The organism is Streptomyces sp. MB09-02B (assembly GCF_033794485.1).
In the GTDB taxonomy this organism is placed as follows: domain Bacteria; phylum Actinomycetota; class Actinomycetes; order Streptomycetales; family Streptomycetaceae; genus Streptomyces.
Genome location: NZ_JARGEE010000833.1, coordinates 1 through 1,523 on the forward strand (window position 1 = coordinate 1; position 1,523 = coordinate 1,523).

Annotated in this window: 1 pseudogene; it reads left to right on the forward strand. The window is 78.8% G+C overall.

Going from position 1 to position 1,523, the window contains the following annotated elements:
* Positions 1-1,038: 1,038 nt before the first annotated feature.
* Positions 1,039-1,523, forward strand: a pseudogene (locus P1P70_RS44475) (hypothetical protein); the annotation flags it as partial.

The following is a 1,523-nucleotide window of genomic DNA, read 5'->3' on the forward strand; positions in this document are numbered from 1 at the left end:
CCGGGGGCACCGGGAGACGCGCGGGGGCCGGGCGGTGCGCCGGTCCAGGCCGGGGAGAGCGCGTGGAGCGGGGACGAGGCCGCGGCGAGGGCGCCTGAGGACACGGAGCCTGCGGCGGCGTCGCCGGAAGAGCGAGGGCCGGCGCCGGGCGTGCCCGAGGGGGCGGGCGGCCCCGGCTCCGACGCCGGGCCCCGGCCTGCCGACGCGGCTCGCCGGGCGTTGCGGGCGGCACGGGTGCGGGACGCGCAGGGGGCGGAGCCCGGCGACCGCCGAAGCTCGGGCCCCGCGTCGGGAACCGGCGTGACCGGGCCGAACAGGACGGCCGGCGTCCGGACGCCGACACGACCCGGCGCCCGGCCCGGTGACGTGGCACGGGAGGCCCTACGAAGGGCTGCGGAGGCCCGGGCACGGTCGGCGGATACGGAGGGACCGACGGGGGAGTGGGGTGTGGCCGGTCCCACGGGGGAGTGGGATGTGGCCGGTTCGACGGGGGCGAACGCGGCCGAGCTGCGCGGACGGAGGACTTCCGGCGCGCGGAGAGCGGAGGACGCTTCGGCGCAGGTGAGCCCGTCGGACGCTTCCGCGTCCGCTGAGGGCGAGGACGTTCCGTCCGGCGTCGTCCCCGGTGCGGCGAGTGCTGCCGGCTCACAGGCCGGTTCGGCGGACAGGTCGAGTGTCGTCTCCGGTGCGGCAAGTGCTGCCGGCTCACAGTCGGGTTCGGTGGGGAGGCCGGGCGTCGTCTTCGGTGCGGCAAGTGCCTCCGACGCTCACTCGGACGTGGCCGGAGCCTCCGGTGCTCACCCTGGTGCGGCCGATGCGTTGGGCGCTCACCCCGGCGCGGCAGGTACTTCCAGCGCCCGCCCCGGTGGGGACGAGGCGTCGAGCGCCGTCCCTGATGGGGCCGATGCGTCGGGCGCTCGCCCCGGTGCGGCAAGTACCTCGGGTGCTCACCCCAGTTCGGCAGGCGCTTCCGGCGCTCGTGCCGGTGAGGGCGGTGGCTCCGAGGCTCGATCGGGTGAGGCGGGCGAGGGTGGCGCCGTGCGTGCCGGTGAGGGCGTTGCCTCCGACGCGCGCGCCGGCGGTGACGTGGGCACGACCGGTCGGCGGCCCGGTGACGTCGCCAGGGAGGCCTTGCGGGCGGCGCGTGATGCTGAGCGGGCCCGGGCCGAGGCGGAGGGCGCTCGTGCCGGAGCCGCGGGCAAGGGCGGCCGGACCGCGCGGCGGGGCGGGCTGTCGTCGGCCCGGCTGCGGGCGGAGCGGGGGGCGTCCCTGAGCTCCGACAGTGGCGGGAGCGGTGACGGGGGCGGCGGGGCAAGGAAACGCCGGGCTCCGGCGGATGTCCCGCGCGGCCGGGCCGCCGGCGGGGGCCACGAGGAGCGCGGCTCGGGCGGCACCCCCGGAGGCCGGACCCTGCGTGACCGTACGAGCGACCTACGCGAACTGCTCGCCGGTGCCTTCGAGTTGCCCTCCGAGGAGCCCGACCCCGGCGAGACCTCCGCCGTGGAGCCGCACACCCCCACCCC